The 15,040-nt window shown below is 74.6% G+C and carries 15 protein-coding genes; 10 read left to right on the forward strand and 5 right to left on the reverse strand.

From position 1 onward, the window contains the following. Positions 1-154 precede the first annotated feature (154 nt). Entirely contained in the window at positions 155-883 is a 729-nt protein-coding gene (locus AC5K6T_RS18525; RefSeq protein ID WP_493210394.1) for a glycerophosphodiester phosphodiesterase, read from the forward strand. A 75-nt stretch (positions 884-958) separates the two neighbouring features. On the opposite strand, the gene AC5K6T_RS18530 is transcribed toward AC5K6T_RS18525, so the two are convergent. After that, positions 959-1,504, reverse strand: coding sequence for a GNAT family N-acetyltransferase (locus AC5K6T_RS18530; RefSeq protein ID WP_493210856.1), 546 nt, complete (start codon positions 1,502-1,504; stop codon positions 959-961). A gap of 68 nt (positions 1,505-1,572) precedes the next feature. On the opposite strand from AC5K6T_RS18530, the gene AC5K6T_RS18535 reads away from it, so the two are divergent. The 5 genes from AC5K6T_RS18535 (at position 1,573) to AC5K6T_RS18555 (ending at position 5,813) form a co-directional block, all read left to right on the forward strand. Next, positions 1,573-1,968, forward strand: coding sequence for a VOC family protein (locus tag AC5K6T_RS18535; protein WP_493210396.1), 396 nt, complete (start codon positions 1,573-1,575; stop codon positions 1,966-1,968). A 309-nt stretch (positions 1,969-2,277) separates the two neighbouring features. Continuing rightward, positions 2,278-2,826 carry a DUF5134 domain-containing protein gene (locus tag AC5K6T_RS18540; RefSeq protein WP_493210398.1) on the forward strand — a complete coding sequence of 183 codons (549 nt, stop codon included), beginning with the start codon at positions 2,278-2,280 and terminating at the stop codon, positions 2,824-2,826. Between the two features lie 172 nt (positions 2,827-2,998). Next, positions 2,999-3,937, forward strand: a complete 939-nt coding sequence (locus AC5K6T_RS18545; RefSeq protein ID WP_493210399.1) for a M56 family metallopeptidase — start codon at positions 2,999-3,001, stop codon at positions 3,935-3,937. A gap of 69 nt (positions 3,938-4,006) precedes the next feature. Then, positions 4,007-4,699, forward strand: a complete 693-nt coding sequence (locus AC5K6T_RS18550; RefSeq protein ID WP_493210401.1) for a phosphatase PAP2 family protein — start codon at positions 4,007-4,009, stop codon at positions 4,697-4,699. Between the two features lie 358 nt (positions 4,700-5,057). After that, positions 5,058-5,813: a TetR/AcrR family transcriptional regulator gene (locus AC5K6T_RS18555; RefSeq protein ID WP_493210403.1), complete on the forward strand. Its 756-nt coding sequence runs from the start codon at positions 5,058-5,060 to the stop codon at positions 5,811-5,813. A gap of 183 nt (positions 5,814-5,996) precedes the next feature. Here AC5K6T_RS18555 and AC5K6T_RS18560 read toward each other — a convergent pair whose 3' ends face one another. Then, positions 5,997-7,499, reverse strand: coding sequence for an LVIVD repeat-containing protein (locus AC5K6T_RS18560; protein ID WP_493210405.1), 1,503 nt, complete (start codon positions 7,497-7,499; stop codon positions 5,997-5,999). Positions 7,500-7,716: 217 nt separating this feature from the next. Between AC5K6T_RS18560 and AC5K6T_RS18565 the strand changes: the two genes are divergently transcribed. Continuing rightward, entirely contained in the window at positions 7,717-8,385 is a 669-nt protein-coding gene (locus tag AC5K6T_RS18565) for a DUF305 domain-containing protein (RefSeq protein ID WP_493210407.1), read from the forward strand. 218 nt (positions 8,386-8,603) lie between these two features. On the opposite strand, the gene AC5K6T_RS18570 is transcribed toward AC5K6T_RS18565, so the two are convergent. After that, the gene (locus AC5K6T_RS18570; RefSeq protein ID WP_493210408.1) at positions 8,604-9,365 is read right to left on the reverse strand and encodes a DUF6214 family protein; all 762 of its coding nucleotides are present in this window, start codon (positions 9,363-9,365) and stop codon (positions 8,604-8,606) included. Between the two features lie 192 nt (positions 9,366-9,557). Between AC5K6T_RS18570 and AC5K6T_RS18575 the strand changes: the two genes are divergently transcribed. Beyond that, positions 9,558-10,958 carry an FAD-dependent oxidoreductase gene (locus AC5K6T_RS18575; protein ID WP_493210410.1) on the forward strand — a complete coding sequence of 467 codons (1,401 nt, stop codon included), beginning with the start codon at positions 9,558-9,560 and terminating at the stop codon, positions 10,956-10,958. Here AC5K6T_RS18575 and AC5K6T_RS18580 read toward each other — a convergent pair. Next, positions 10,931-11,290 carry an ArsR/SmtB family transcription factor gene (locus AC5K6T_RS18580; protein ID WP_493210412.1) on the reverse strand — a complete coding sequence of 120 codons (360 nt, stop codon included), beginning with the start codon at positions 11,288-11,290 and terminating at the stop codon, positions 10,931-10,933. The two genes, AC5K6T_RS18575 and AC5K6T_RS18580, sit on opposite strands and share 28 nt — an antisense overlap. 105 nt (positions 11,291-11,395) lie before the next feature. Between AC5K6T_RS18580 and AC5K6T_RS18585 the strand changes: the two genes are divergently transcribed. Further along, a complete protein-coding gene (locus tag AC5K6T_RS18585) occupies positions 11,396-12,475 on the forward strand; it encodes an NADH:flavin oxidoreductase/NADH oxidase (protein ID WP_493210413.1) in 1,080 nt (359 codons plus the stop codon). A gap of 15 nt (positions 12,476-12,490) precedes the next feature. Here the strand turns inward: AC5K6T_RS18585 and AC5K6T_RS18590 are convergent, their stop codons facing one another. Further along, complete coding sequence (locus AC5K6T_RS18590) at positions 12,491-13,255, reverse strand: PaaX family transcriptional regulator C-terminal domain-containing protein (RefSeq protein ID WP_493210415.1); 765 nt, start codon at positions 13,253-13,255, stop codon at positions 12,491-12,493. Between the two features lie 104 nt (positions 13,256-13,359). Between AC5K6T_RS18590 and AC5K6T_RS18595 the strand changes: the two genes are divergently transcribed. After that, the gene (locus tag AC5K6T_RS18595) at positions 13,360-15,024 is read left to right on the forward strand and encodes an acyl-CoA dehydrogenase family protein (RefSeq protein ID WP_493210417.1); all 1,665 of its coding nucleotides are present in this window, start codon (positions 13,360-13,362) and stop codon (positions 15,022-15,024) included. Positions 15,025-15,040 lie beyond the last annotated feature (16 nt).

The following is a 15,040-nucleotide window of genomic DNA, read 5'->3' on the forward strand; positions in this document are numbered from 1 at the left end:
GGAGGACGGAAGAGGAGCGGGAATCGGCCAAGCCCGGGTTCGTCACGAGCGGGTTCATCCCCGGACCGGCACACTAGGCTGCGGGACCTGCCGTGCGGACGTCCGCCCCGGTCCGTACGGCGCAGAGCCGCCGTCGACGGAAGCGAGGTACCCCTTGAACTTCGTCACCATCGGTCACCGCGGAATCATGGGCGTGGAGCCCGAGAACACCCTGCGGTCCTTCGTGGCCGCCGAGCGCGCCGGCCTGGACGTCATCGAGCTGGACCTGCACCTCAGCAAGGACGGGGCCCTCGTGGTCCTGCACGACGAGGACGTGGACCGCACCACGGACGGCTCCGGCGCCGTCGCCGACAAGACCCTGGCCGAGCTGCGCGCACTCGATGCCGGGCGCGGCGAGCGCATCCCGCTGTTCGAGGAGGTGCTGGACGCGGTGCGGGCTCCGCTGCAGGCCGAGATCAAGGACACCGCGGCGGCACGGGTCCTCGCCGAGCTCATGCGGGCCCGCGGCCTCGCCGACCGCGTGGAGGTGTCCTCCTTCCACGACGCGGCGGTCGCCGAGATCGCCCGGCTGGTGCCCGGCGTACGCACCGCACTGGTCGACGGCCTGCCGCACTCCCGCGTGCGGGCCGGCGGGGAGGACGGGAGGAGCGGCGTCGGCACGGACGTCGTGGAGCGGGCGCTGGCCGTGGGCGCCGGCACGCTCTGCCTCGACATCCGCAGGCTGACCCTGGAGATCGTGGAGCACGCCCGTGCGGCGGGCCTCGGGATCGTCGGCTGGGTCGTCAACACGCAGACCCACCTGCGGCTGGTACGCGCCCTGGAACTGGACGGTGCGACGACCGACTACCCGGACATCAAACGCACCGGCCGCTTCACGGCCTGACGCGGAACCCGCCCCGGTCACCCCCGGCCCGGTCCCCCGCGCCGGAGCGGCCCCGGGACAGCGACCCCGGTGCCCTCACGCCAGCGGCTTGACCAGCAGCTCGAACTGGAGGTCGGCCCGCTGCGGAACGCCGAAGCGCTCGTCGCCGTACGGGAAGGGCGTCATCCGTCCCGTACGGCGGTAGCCGCGCCGCTCGTACCAGGCGATCAGGTCGCTGCGCACCGAGATCACCGTCATGTGCATCTCGGCCGCGCCCCAGACGTCGCGGGCCTGCCGCTCCGCCTCCGCGATGATCGTCTTGCCCAGGCCGGCGCCCTGCAGGGCGGGACTGACCGCGAACATGCCGAAGTACGCGTGCTCGCCGCGGCGTTCGAGCTGGCAGCAAGCCACGACCAGGCCGTCCCGCTCCACCGTCAGCAGCCTGCTGTCCGGCGACTCGATCACCGCCCGCACGCCTTCGGGATCGGTGCGCTGGCCCTGAAGGATGTCCGCCTCCGTGGTCCAGCCCTCCCGGCTGGAGTCCCCCCGGTACGCCGACTCGATCAGGGCGACCAGCGTGTCCACGTCCGCACCGGTGGCGTCCCGGAAGGTCAGTGCGGTGGCGGTGGCGGCGGATTCCATGGGCACAACTCCGGTGTGTGTCGCGGCTGGGACACCAGGAGCCTAACGCCGGTACTACGCTCCGGGTCATGGTGCATGTGCTGAGCGGCCGTATCCTGCTGCGCCCCCGCGACCCCGAGCGCTCCCGCGCCTTCTACGGCGACGCCCTGGGCCTCGCCGTCCACCGCGAGTTCGGCACCGGCCCGGACCGGGGCACGGTCTACTTCCTCGGCGGCGGCTTCCTGGAACTGTCCGGCCGCTGCGAGGAGGAGGAGCCCTCGCCGGCGATGCGGCTGTGGCTCCAGGTCGAGGACGTGGCGGCGGCGCACCGGGAACTGCGCGACAAGGGCGTCGTCATCGAGCGGCCCCCGGTCACCGAGCCGTGGGGGCTGATCGAGATGTGGATCGCGGACCCGGACGGCACCCGGATCGTGCTGGTCGAGGTCCCCGCGGACCACCCGCTGCGCTACCGGCCCGGTCTGTGAGGCCCGCCCCCCGCAGGCCGCGGGCTCCGGCCCTCTGAAGCACCCCGCCGTCCTCGCACCCCGCCGCCGCCGGGGCGCGAGGACGACGGGGCGGCGCGAGAACGACGGGGCGGCGGGCGGCGGGCGGCGGGGCGGCGCGAGAACGACGGGGCGGCGGGCGACGGGGCGGCGGGCGGCGGGGCGCGCCGGGATCTGCCGCGCGCCCCCCGCGCTTCCGCTGCCTTCACCCGCTGCCACTTCCCTTCGCGTACCTCCCGCCCCGTACGGGCATCGCTTCGCTGGGGCGGTTGCCGACGCGGGGAGGTAGCAGTGCACGGACCGGCGCCACCGGGCTGGCTGCTGGTCGCGCTGTGCGCCGCGGCCGGTGCGTACTGCCTGCTGCGGCTGCGCAGCAGGGTCGAGGAGCAGCGCCGCACGGCCGGCGCCGAGGCCCTCATGGGGTTCGGCATGGCCGCCATGGCGGTGCCCGCGAGCGCGGTCACCCCGCCGCGGTGGGTGTGGCCCGTCCTCGCCGCGGTCTTCGGCGTGGCCGCGCTGCGTGCCCTGTGGGCCGCCCGCCGCAGCGCGCACCACCTGCACCATCTGGTGGGGGACGCGGCCATGGTCTACATGGCCCTCGCCATGGCGGCCCCGCCCGGCGGTCACCGCCACGGCGGTGCCGGTGTCCCGCTGCTGACCGGTGTCCTGCTGGTGTACTTCACCGGCTACGTGCTGCTGTCGGGCGCGCGCCTGGTGCCGGTGCCCGGCGCACCGGGCGTCCCCGGCGGACCCCTCGCCTGGGAGGACCGGCCGGAACTGGCCCGGGTCTGCCGTCTCGCGATGGGCATCGCCATGGTGGCGATGCTGCCGGCGATGTGAGCCCCGCGGTCCGCCGCGGCCCGCACCCCCGCACGGACGGCCCGGGTCTCGCGGACCGCCCGGGGCGGCACCGTGCGCGCGCGTCGCCGCGGGCCGAACGGCGCCGTGGTCTGCGTCACTTGGCAGGGCGGCCCGTACCCGCGGGCGGGCGCGCGCTCATAGGGTGGTGGACATGATGGTCCCCGTGGCACTGCTGCTGCTCGGCGCCCTGACCGCGGTGGTCGCGCCCCGCATGCTGGCGCGGGCCGACTGGCCGGACCGCGAGCCGGTGCTGGCCCTGTGGGTGTGGCAGTGCGTGGTGGCGGCCGTGCTGCTGTGCTGTGCGCTGTCGATGGCCCTGAGCGCGGCGGCCGCCTGGCAGGCGGTGCGCGGCCGGCTGTTCGCCCCGGCGCCGCGCCCGGTCGTGGAGGCCTATGCGCTCGGCACGGCCGACGGGCCCTGGGCGGCGGTCACCGCCGTGGCGCTCGCGCTGGGCGGGCTGTGGAGCGCGGCGATGCTGGTGCGCGAGGTCCTGCGGGCGGCCGCGAGGCGTCGCAGCCGCCGGGCGGGGATGCTGGTGCGTGCTCCGCTACTGCCCGGTGAGGAGCCCGGCCGCGGACGGCTGGTGGTGCTGGAGAGCGAGCGGCCGGACGCCTGGTGGCTGCCGGGCGGCACCCCCCGTCTGGTGATCACGACGGGTGCGCTGCGCCGGCTGACCGGGCGGCAGCTGGACGCCGTGCTCGCGCACGAGATGGGCCACGCCCAGGCCCGTCACGACTGGCTGCTGCACTGCTCGTCCGCGCTGGCCGCGGGGTTCGGGCAGGTACCGGTGTTCGCGGCGTTCCGGGCGGAGATGCACCGGCTGGTGGAGCTGGCCGCCGACGACACGGCCTCCCGCCGGTTCGGGCGGCTGACGACCGCGCTGGCGCTGGTGGAGCTGAACGAGGGCCGCGGCGTGTTCGGCCCCTGCCCGGCGGGTCGCACGGAGGTCCCCCGGCGGGTGGACCGGCTGCTCACGGCTCCCCGGCGGCTCACCGCGGGCCGCAGGCTGCGGCTGACGGCGGCGGCCGCGCTGGTACCGGTGGTGCCGGTGCTGGTGGCGTTCGTCCCGGGACTTCGGGCACTCGGGTAGCGGTGGCGCGGACGGCGCCGCCGCCACCCGGCTGTTGTCCGGACCGCACGGCAGGGCGAGGATCGTCCCATGACCCCCACGCACACCGTCACCCCCGCCACGCCCCCGCGCCCCGGCGGCGCGGAGCGGCTCGCGGGCGGCCTGGCGGTGTGCTGTGCGCTGCTGACCGCGCTCGTCGCGGTGGGGTGGTCCCCGCTGACCGCCGCCGACCGGTCGGTCGCCCGCGCCGCCCACGGCTGGGCCGTCGCCGACCCCGCGGTCACCCGGGTCGCCCGCGTCCTCACCGACTGGGTGTGGGACCCGCAGACCATGCGGGTCCTGGTCACCCTCGCCGTGGCGTGGCTGGTCCTGCGGCACGCCGCGTGGTGGACGGGACTGTGGCTGGTGGTGACGGTCGCCGTGAGCACGGGGGTGCAGCAGACCCTCAAGGCCGCCGTCGGCCGTGACCGCCCCGTCTGGTCCGACCCCGTCGACTCCGCCCACTACGCGGCGTTCCCGTCGGGGCACGCCATGACCGCGACCGTGGTGTGCGGTCTGCTGCTGTGGCTGCTGTTCTGCTACGGCGTGAGCCGGGCCGTGCTCCGCGCCGCGGCCGCCCTGGCCGCGCTCTCGGTCCTCGGTGCCGGACTGACCCGGGTGTGGCTGGGCGTGCACTGGCCCACGGACGTGGCCGGCGGCTGGCTGCTCGGTGCGACGGTGGTGGCGCTGGCGGTGGCGGTGCACCGGCGCCTGCTCCCGCCCCCGCCCCGGCGGGCCCGCTGACACCACGCGGAGACCTGCCGGTTCCGCCGCGTCCGCGCGGCACGGCCGCGCGGACTCCGCGCACGGCCGCAGCGCCGTCCGGGTTCTACGGGTTCCACGGGTTCCACGGGTTCCACGGGTTCCACGGGTTCCGCGGTTTCTAGGGTTCCGCAGGTTCTCCGGGCCGCTGTTCCGGTGGGCCGCCCGGGACGTGAAAACGTGGCGCCGACACGGTGCGGGACCGTGAAAAGAGCCGTCCGCCTCGGACGATCCCCCGCGTCGCCCGAGGCGGACGGCATTCGGGAGCGCACCCCGGGCAGGGCGGAACCCGATGCGCTGAGTATAGTTGGCTGGCAGCCAGTCAACGCAGGAGTCCAGGATGTCCCCGCGCAGCGCCCAGGTCAATGAAGAGTTGCGCCGACGCTCACGGGAACGCCTCCTGCAGGCGGCCGTGGAGCTGGTCAACGAGCGCGGCTACGACGCCACGACACTCGGCGACATCGCGGACCGGGCGGGCTCGGCGCGAGGTCTGGTCTCGTACTACTTCCCCGGAAAGCGGCAGCTCGTGCAGTCCGCGGTGCACCGGCTGATGCACCGCACGCTGGAGGAGGCGCTGGAGCGGGAGCCGCGCACCGACGACGGCCGGGAGCGCATGGCGCGGGCGATCGACGCGGTGCTGGGACTGGCCCGGGACCGCACGGTGCTGATGCGCCAGCACATGGCCGGCCTGCTGGACGCGGAGGGCTTTGTGCGGTGCGTGGAGCAGCAGCGGCTCGCCGAACTGCTGCGGGACACCGTCAAGCGGCTCGGCTGCGGCGACCCGGACGTCGAGTACCCCATGCTGCGCGCCCAGTTGATGGGGGCGGTGTACGCCATGGTGCTGCCGAACGTGGGCATGCCGATCGGGCCGCTGCGCGCGGAGTTGTTCCGCCGCTACGGCCTGGACCGGGAGATGGGGGCCCCGCCGGACACCGAGGTGCCCGGCGGGAGGTGCGACGGGGATCTGTCGCGGTTCTTCGCCACCGGCACCCGGTCCGCCACCGGCCCGGACCGCGCACGGAGCACGGGTGGCACGCGACACACGGGGGGCACGCGGGGCCCGGGGGGCGCGGGAGGCGTGGGTACGGCGGACTAGGGCGTGTTTCGAAAGTAGCGTCGTCTGCCCGAAGGGCAGGCCTGGCGGCGTCTGGTGCGTGCGATCGCAAGGCGGAGGGTCGCCCCGATACTGGATGTATCGGGGCGAGCCCGACAACGCGGCGAGCGTGCGTGCCAGACGCCGCCAGGCAGGCGGGACTTTCGAAACACGCCCTAGCCGGTGTCAGTCGAAGTAGTCCGGCTGGGTCTGCACGTTGAGCTCGCGGAGGTGGACACGGCGGGCCGGGTCGGTCAGCCGGTCGCGGACCTTCAGCACGTCGAGGCCCTTGGCGATGTCGTTGGAGTAGATGTAGCCGTTGTAGTAGTACGCCGACCAGGAGCCGCCGACGCTGAGCCGGTCGGTGGTCAGCGGGCCCCGCTCGAAGTAGGCGATCTCCCGGGGCCGTGAGGAGTCGGTGAAGTCCCAGACGGAGACGCCGCCCTGGTACCAGGCCTGGACCATGATGTCCCGGCCCTTGACGGGGATGAGCGAGCCGTTGTGGGCCACGCAGTTCTCGGTGCCGGCCTGCATGCGCGGGATCTTGAAGTAGCTGCGGAAGACCAGTTTGCGGTGCTTGCCTCGGCCGGCGATGTCGTAGATGCCGTCGGCTCCGCGGGTGGCTCCGGTCGCCTCGTTGCAGGTGGCGCCGACGCCGCCGCCGAGCTCGTCGGTGAAGACGACCTTGTTCGCCTTCCGGTTGAACGTCGCCGAGTGCCAGAAGGCGAAGTTGACGTTGTCCTGGACCCGGTCGAGGACCCTCGGGTGCTCGGGGTCCTTGATCGAGAACAGGATGCCGTCGCCCATGCAGGCGCCCGCGGCGAGGTCCTCGGAGGGCAGGACGGTGATGTCGTGGCATCCGGTGGTCTTGGACACGCCCGGGTTGGTGGGCGGGCCGGGGTTGCCGCCGCCGTCGGGTCCGTCACCGGGGAACAGCACCGGGAAGCTGACGACCCGAGCCTTCTCGGGGGCCCTGCGCGGCACCTTGATGACGGAGATCCCGTCGTGCGGCGGCTGGCAGTCCGGGTAGGCGGCGTTGGGCGAGTACGAGGACACGTAGATGTAGACGTTGCGGCGCTCGGGCACCAGCGAGTGGGTGTGCGATCCGCACGCGGTCTCGACGGCGGCGACGTATCTCGGGTTCGCCTTGTCGGTGATGTCGAAGACCTTCATGCCCTCCCAGGAGGACTTCTCGGTCGCAGGCTGCGTGGTGCTGTTGCAACTGCTGTCGCTGCGGGAGGAGTCGGTGGACAGGAAGAGCAGGTTCCCGGAGACGGAGACGTCGTTCTGGGAGCCCGGACACAGCACCTGCGCGACCGTGCGAGGGCGGGCCGGGTCGCTGATGTCGAACACGCGGAAGCCGTCGTAGTTGCCGGCGAAGGCGTAGCGGCCCTGGAAGGCCAGGTCCGAGTTGGTGCCCGGCAGCAGGTCCTTGGGGACGTTCGCGACGTGTTCGACGTTGGCCGAGTGCACGACCTCGTCCTGGCCGGGGACCTCGCCCTCGGCGATGGCCTCGCGGACCTGGGCCTCGACGCCGCGGGACACGCCGGTGCCGGTCACGGGGGCGTCGCCGGGGTCGGGGGTGGCGTTCGCCGGGTGGGCCGTGAGCAGCGCGGCGAGGAGTCCGGCCGCCGCGGCGGCGGCACCCCGGCCTCTGCGCCGTGTTCGGGGATGGTTCGACAGGGTCACTGCTTCCTCCCTAGTGCCGTGCACGTCGAAACGGTGCTCGGACCCCCGAAGTATCGAACTCATCATGCACAGATCAACAGTGCCTCCCTGGACAACTCCCGGCGTTTTCAGCCCGGTTGGAGGCGCCTCGACGGCCGGACACACCGGCCGGGGAGGAGTGCCGCGGGCACCGGCCGGGTAGTGCTCGTCCCGGTCCCGTCCGCCACAGGAGGTCGTCGTGCCCGTCCGCCGCACGTCCCGCGTCCCGCTCACGACCGTGCCCTTCGCCGCCCTGGCCGCGCTCGCCCTGGCCGCGACGCTCGCCCTGACCGGCTGCGACTCGGACGACGCCGCCGCCGTGGCGCCGAGCGGGCCCTTCGTGCTTCAGCCCGGCCTGCCGGGCGAGGACAACCGCACCCTGTCGGCGGAGCAGGCCGCGACCCGGCGGGCCGAGGACGACAGTCCCAACTCCGCCGACGTGTCGTACGTCCGCATGATGATCGAGCACCACGAACAGGCCGTCGTGATGTCCGCACTCGCCCCCGAACAGGCCGGATCGGCGCAGGTGAAGCGGCTCGCCGCGCGCATCAAGGCCGCGCAGGAGCCGGAGATCGGCGCCATGAGGGGCTGGCTCACCGCACACGGCCTGCCGGAACGGGGCGAGGAGCACGACCACGCGGAGATGCCCGGCATGGCGAGCGAGGAGCAGCTGACACGGCTGCGGGCGGCGCGGGGCGAGGAATTCGACGCGCTGTACCTGAAGCTGATGATCACTCATCACGAGGGGGCCGTCACCATGGCCACCGAGGTGAAGGCCCGGGGGAACAACATCCAGGTCGAGGAGATGGCCGACGACGTCGTGGCCCAGCAGACCAGCGAGATCTCGCGGATGCGGGACATGCCCTGAGGCGGACGGGACCCGGCCCCGCCGGGCCGGGCCGGGGCCGCACCGGGGACGCCGCGCCGGTGCGCTGTAAGCGACGCCGCACCGGGACGGCAGCAGGCACGGCTCGGTCGCCGATCGCTGACGCCCGGTCCGGCGCGTCCGGTGCATCCGGTGCATCCGGTGCATCCGGTGCATCCGCACGAGGTACCTGACGCGCCGGACGCGCCGGACGCGCCGCCTCAGCGCCGCGCGTGACGTGGCGTCAGGAACCCGGCGTCCCGGGCCTGGGCGATCAGCTTCAGGGACCTGCGGCGGCTGTGCCCGGTCGCCCACATCACGGCCAGGACCGGATCGAGGCCGTCCTCCTGCGCCGCCCGGTACTCCTCGGCAGCCAGCCAGCACCCCTCCACGCCGCGCGGCCAGGACGGGCGCGCACGGCGCGGAGCCGGACCGTCGGGAAGTCCCGCCCGGTCCGCCAGTCCGCCGAGGTCGTCCACCTCGGCGGGGTCGTGCAGGTCGGGCGGGCCGGCAGGGTGGCCCTCGGCACCGGCCCGGGAGCCGCCCCCGGCACCGGCTCCGCCGTCGCCTCCGCCGGACGCGGAGCCGACGCAAGGGGGATCGCCGTACCGGGGATCACCGTACGAGGCGCCGTCGTACGGGGCGCCGTCGTACGAGGCACCGCCATCCGGCCACCGGTCCGGCGCCCCCTCCTCCCGGATCTCGATCCCGCACGCCTCGGCCAGCGGGCCCTCGATCCAGTCGGCGAGGACGGTGAGGTCGGCGAGGGAGAGAGCCGGGTGGGCCCGCACGTCCTCGATGGACAGGCATCCCGCGCTCAGCACGGCCAGCGCGTCGACCCGGGCGCCGTCCGCGAAGCCGAGCCGCACCTGGAACCAGGACGTGGCCCCGTCGCTCTCCTGCACTTCCCACGCGGGCCACACGGACACCGCGCCGTCCTCGAAACGGCGGTCAGAAAGATTAAGAAAGGATGCTTCTAGCACACACGCAACGTAACCGCATCATCACATTCCATACGAAAGGACAGAGCGGACACGCGCGTCCGGCACTCCGACGGCTCAGCCCGCCCCCGCAACGGGCCGGCCCCGGCCCGCCCCCTCCCCCGGCGGGCCCGCCGGTGCGATGCTGGAGGCGTCAGCGATCTCCTGCCACACCCCGGGACAAGGAGTTGCGCAGTGCTGCGTGTCGCCGTCGTCGGTTCCGGACCCAGCGGGGTCTACACCGCGCAGACGCTCGTCCAGCGGGATCCCGCCGTGCGGGTCGACGTACTGGACCGGCTGCCCTGCCCGTACGGCCTGGTGCGCTACGGCGTGGCCCCGGACCACGAGAAGATCAAGTCGCTGCAGAACGCCCTGCGGACGGTGCTGGAGCACGAGCGGGTACGGTTCCTCGGCGGCGTCCACGTGGGCCCCGAAGGCGTGCCCGCGGCCCGGCTGCGGGAGCTGTACCACGCGGTGGTGTACTGCGTGGGCGCCGCCACCGACCGGCATCTGGGCATCCCCGGCGAGGATCTGCCGGGCAGCTGGTCGGCGACCCGGTTCGTGTCCTGGTACAGCGCCCATCCGGACGCCCCGGACGACGCCTTCGTGCGCGGTGTGCGGTCGGCCGTCGTCATCGGCCTCGGCAACGTCGCCGTGGACGTCACCCGGATCCTGGCCCGCGGCCCGGCCGAGCTGACCGGTACGGACATGCCGCAGGCCGCGCTCACCGCACTCACCGCGAGCCGGCTCACCCACGTGCACATGGTCGGCCGGCGCGGCCCCTCCCAGGCCCGGTTCACCACCAAGGAGCTGCGCGAGCTGGGCACCCTCACCGGGACCGGCGTGGCCGTGGATCCGGCCGAGCTGGCCATGGACCCGGCGTCCGCCGATCCGTCCGCGCTGCCGGCCGTACAGCGGCGCAACATGGAGGTCCTGCGCGGCTGGACCTCGCCGCCGGACGACGCGGCCCGCCGGATCCAGGTGCGCTTCTTCCTGCGCCCCGTCGAACTCCTCGCGGACGGCGGCCGGGTGGGCGCGGTGCGCTTCGAGCGGACGGCCCCCGACGGGCGGGGCTCGGTGCTCGGAACGGGTGAGTTCCTGGACGTCGAGGCGCAGTTGGTGCTGCGCTCGGTCGGCTACCGCGGAGTGCCGCTGGAGGGGCTGCCGTTCGACGAGGCCACCGGCACCGTGCCGCATCGCGCGGGCCGGGTCCTGCGGGCAGGGGCCGCGCCGCCCGGCGAGTACGTGGCGGGCTGGATCAAGCGGGGTCCGACGGGGGTCATCGGCACGAACCGGCCGTGCGCGAAGGAGACGGCGACGTCGCTGCTCCAGGACGCGCCGCTGCTGCTCGGCCGGGACGTTCCCGAGGACCCGCTGAGGGCACTGCGGGCGCTGGGCGCCGACCCGGTGGACTGGGCGGGGTGGCAGGCGATCGAGCGGGCGGAGGCCCGTCTGGGCGCGTCCCTGGGCCGCGGCCCGGTCAAGCTCCCGGACTGGACGTCGCTGCTGGACGCCGCGCGGGGCCGGGCCCTCGGCCCGGTGGCACCCGCCGGGCCCTCCGCGCCCGGTCAGCCGCTGCCGCCGGGCCCCGGCTGACGGGCCGCCGCGACCAGCAGGGCGCCGAGGAGCCCGGGGAAGAGCGCGTCGAGGTCGTCGTCGCGCAGGCCGTTCATCTTGGCGGTGCCCCGGTAGACCTGCCGGATCACACCGGCCTCCCGCAGCACCCGGAAATGGTGCGTGGTGGTCGACTTGGCGACCGGCACGTCGAACTGCGAGCAGCTGAGCTCCTCGCCGCCGACGGCTGCCAGCTCGCGGACGATCTGCAGCCGCAGCGGATCCGCCAGGGCGTGCAGCACCGCCTCCAGCCGGATCTCCTCACGGGTCGGGTGCGGCAGCTCTCGGGGGCCCGGGGGCGCGGTCGCGGTCATGCCTGCATGGTACGAGACTCTTCGTAGTTTGACATCCGCCGTACTACGAGGGATATCGTACGAGCCGTATCGCACCGGCCCGGCCCATGACGAACTGGAGGCGCCGTGACCGCGCTCTTCGAGCCCTTCACCCTGCGTGAACTGACCATCCCCAACCGTGTGTGGATGTCCCCGATGTGCCAGTACTCGGCCGCCGCGGAAGGCCCCGGCACCGGCGCACCCGACGACTGGCACTTCGCGCACTACGCGGCCCGCGCGGCCGGCGGCACCGGCCTGATCGTCGTGGAGGCGACCGGGGTGAGCCCCGAGGGCCGCATCTCACCCTACGATCTCGGCCTCTGGAACGACACGCAGGTGGCCGCGTTCCGCCGGATCACCCGCTTCCTCGTCGCCCAGGGCACCGTCCCGGCGGTCCAGCTGGCGCACGCCGGCCGCAAGGCGTCCACCGACCGGCCCTGGAAGGGCGGCACGCCGCTCGGCCCGCGGGACCTCGGCTGGACGCCGGTGGCGCCCAGCGCGGTGCCCTTCACCGAGCGGCACACCACGCCCGAGGAGCTGAGCGTCGAGCGGATCAAGGAGATCGTCGGCCTCTTCGCGGACGCGGCCCGGCGGGCGCTCGCGGCGGGTTTCGAGGTGGTCGAGATCCACGGCGCCCACGGCTACCTGATCCACGAGTTCCTCTCGCCGTACTCGAACCGCCGCACCGACGCCTACGGAGGCTCCTACGCAGGCCGCGCCCGCTTCGCCCTGGAGGTCGTCGACGCGGTGCGGGAGGTCTGGCCGCAGGACCGGCCGGTGTTCTTCCGCGTCTCGGCGAGCGACTGGCTGGACGAGGGCGGCTGGACCGCGCAGGACACCGTCCGGCTGGCCGGCGACCTCCGGTCCCACGGCGTGGACCTGCTCGACGTCTCCAGCGGCGGCAACGTCGCCGACGTCCGGATCCCCACCGGCCCCGGGTACCAGGTCCCCTTCGCGGCCCAGGTCAAGGCCGGCAGCACGCTGCCCGTCGCCGCCGTGGGGCTGATCACCGACGCCGCGCAGGCCGAGAAGATCATCGCCAACCGCGAGGCGGACGCCGTGCTGCTGGGCCGCGAGCTGCTGCGCAACCCCTCCTGGGCCCGGGCGGCGGCCCGGCAGCTCGGAGGTGAGGTGCGGACGCCGGACCAGTACCGGGCGTCGGCCTGATCCGGCCGGACCCGGTCACTCGGGGCACCGGACGGCGGACCCGCCCGTGCGGGCCTGCCGGGCCAGCTCCCGCCGGTAGCCGGCGTACGCGGCCCGCAGGGCCGGCCCCGGCCAGCCGGCGGGCAGCAGCGGGTCCGGCAGGACGGGGTCGGCCAGCAGATGCCGGACCATCGCCGCGTAGGCGGTGAGTCGTTCGGCGGGCCGGTCCGCCCGCTCCCCGTGCTCCAGCAGCGCGTACGCCGTGCCGGCCCAGGCCCGCACCGGCCACAGGCGCGCGGCCAGCTCGCGCGGGGACCGGGCCGGGCGGCTCATGGCCAGTTCGGCCACCTGCTCCAGACCGGCGGGCAGCTCCCGGGACAGGTTGGCGGGGCGCAGCCAGACGCCCTCGCGGAGTTCGGCGAGCCGCAGGGCGGCCAGCCGGGCGCGCAGCGCGGCGCGTTCGGCGGGGCTGCGGCCCGTCGCGGTGACGACGACCGTCTCCCAGTCGCCGTTCCAGTCCCGCGTGTGCGGACGCACCGCCTCGTCCTGGCGGCGGCGGCGCTCCAGCAGCCGCTCCCCGATGCGGTAGCCGGCCGCCGTGCGGCGCAGGTCTCCGGCCGCCGCCATCCGGGAGAGCGCGGCACGCAGTGTCGACCCGCCGACGCCGAAGGGCTCCACCACGCGTGCGAGGTCCTTCGCGGTCAGCTCGGGCGGGTCCGCCCCGAGCAGCAGGCTCAGCACGACGGACCGCGCCGACAGCGGGCGCAGGACGACGGGGTCCGGCCGGGCCGGGGCGGTCATCGGGAGGCCGGGGAGTCGTGGCGGTGCATGGCCCGGCCACTGTACGGCCCGACACCGGATGTTGCATCATTGCTGCGACCGCAGGATTAGTGCAACACTCGGGTATGGTCCCGACATCCGCGCAGCACCGGTACGAGCAGCACGTGACGCACGACGTCACCAACCAGGCCCCGCCCCTGGCCCCCTACGACGCCGCGGACGACGCGGCCCTCCTGGAGGGCCTGTGCCGGGAGGGCGCGGGCTGGGCGGAGGCGGACATCCGCAGGATCGGCCTGCTGGCAGGCGGCGCCGAGGCGCAGGAATGGGGCGAACGGGCCAACCGGCACGAGCCCGAACTGCGCACCCACGACCGCTGGGGCCACCGCGTGGACGAGGTGGACTTCCACCCGGACTGGCACCGGCTGATGCGGGTCGCCGTCACCGAGGGGCTGGCCGGATCACCCTGGGCGGACCCCCGGCCGGGCGCACACGTCGCCCGGACCGCGGGCGGTCTGGTGTGGCACCACAGCGAGGCCGGGCACGGCTGCCCGACGTCCATGACCTACGCGGCGGTCCCGGCGCTGCGCCGCGAGCCGGAACTGGCCAAGGTGTACGAGCCGCTGCTCACCAGCCGCGTGTACGAGCCGGGGCTGAGCGTCCCGGCCCAAAAGCGCGGGCTGCTCGCCGGGATGGGCATGACGGAGAAGCAGGGCGGTTCCGACGTCCGGACCAACACCACGACGGCCACCCCCACCGCGGAGCCGGGCGTGTACACGCTGCGCGGGCACAAGTGGTTCACGTCGGCGCCGATGTGCGACGTGTTCCTGGTGCTGGCCCAGGCACCGGGGGGCCTGTCGTGCTTCCTGGTGCCGCGCGTGCTGCCCGACGGCACCCGGAACACCTTCCGCATCCAGCGCCTGAAGGACAAGCTCGGCAACCGGTCCAACGCCTCCTCCGAGCCGGAGTTCGACGGCACCGTCGCCTGGCGCGTCGGGCCGGAGGGGCAGGGCGTGAAGACCATCATCGAGATGGTCAACTGCACCCGCCTGGACTGCGTGATGGCGTCCGCGACACTCATGCGCAGGACGCTGGTCGAGGCGGGGCACCACGCCCGCCACCGCAGCGCCTTCGACGCCCGCCTCGCGGACCAGCCGCTGATGCGCAACGTGCTGGCCGATCTGGCGCTGGAGTCCGAGGCCGCCACCACGCTCACGCTGCGTCTGGCCGGGGCGGCCGACCGGGCCGTGCGCGGGGACGAGGGCGAGCGGGCCTTCCGCCGGATCGCCACGGCCGTCGGCAAGTACTGGGTGACCAAGCGGGGCCCCGCCTTCACCGCCGAAGCCCTGGAGTGCCTGGGCGGCAACGGCTACGTCGAGGACTCCGGCATGCCCCGCCACTACCGCGAGGCGCCGCTGCTGTCCATCTGGGAGGGCTCCGGCAACGTCAACGCCCTCGACGTCCTGCGGGCCTTGGCGCGCGACCCGCGCACCGCCGACGCCCTGTTCGCCGAACTCGCCCTCGCCCGGGGCGCGGACGCCCGGCTGGACGCGGCCGTGGGCCGGCTCAGGGACGGTCTCGCCTCCACGTCCGAGACCGGCGCCCGCCGGCTCGTCGAGGCCATGGCCCACACCCTGCAGGCGTCCCTGCTGGTGCGGCACGCCCCGCCCGCGGTCGCGGACGCCTTCTGCGCCACCCGTCTCGGCGGCGACTGGGGCCACGCCTTCGGCACCCTCCCGGACACGGCCGACCTGACCGGCATCCTGGGCAGGGCGCTGGGCCATCCGGGCTGAGCGGGCGGGCGCCCGC

The organism is Streptomyces sp. B8-7 (assembly GCF_058833805.1).